Origin of the sequence: Tenacibaculum sp. MEBiC06402 (genome assembly GCF_049239625.1) — a bacterium.
Lineage (GTDB): Bacteria > Bacteroidota > Bacteroidia > Flavobacteriales > Flavobacteriaceae > Polaribacter.
Window position 1 is genome coordinate 1 of sequence record NZ_JBMKKT010000057.1, and the last position, 521, is coordinate 521.

The window sequence follows — 521 nt, forward strand, 5'->3', positions numbered from 1 at the left end:
ACAAATATAGTTTGCTGTGTCGTTGCAGGAATATTGGTGTTTCTGTAATTAGCAGGATCAGGAATTTGATTGATTACGGCATCTCTGTCTGCTTCAGTTTCAAAGAATAATACGTCTAAATCGTCCCTAATAGCAGGATCAAATAAAAGTTTAATGTCGTCAATCGCAGGACTAATATCGAAATTAGCAATTCCATCTCTATCATCGTTATTAATAGAATCATTTCCATCAGCATCTAAGAAATCATCACAAGTAGTGAACTCTTCATTGTAAGCAACATCACCAGCAAAAGAAATGGTAATGTCCAACCTAGAGATTCTAAAACATCCTTCACTAGAAATAGTTCTTACCCAAACTGAATCACCATCAGAAGCAGAATGAGAAACAGGATCAGCGATTTGAGCGGTATCCGCAATTGCATCGGCTTGTGTTGGATAGTATTGGAAAGTTTCGTTGGTATGATTATTAGAAATAGAAATCTCCGCCTGTGTCAAGTTGATGTTTGTTGTAAGATCGCTATC

At 36.9% G+C, this 521-nt stretch carries 1 pseudogene; it reads right to left on the reverse strand.

Annotation, left to right across the window (positions count from 1 at the left end):
* A pseudogene (locus tag ACOSP6_RS00490) lies at positions 1 to 521 on the reverse strand (hypothetical protein); the annotation flags it as partial.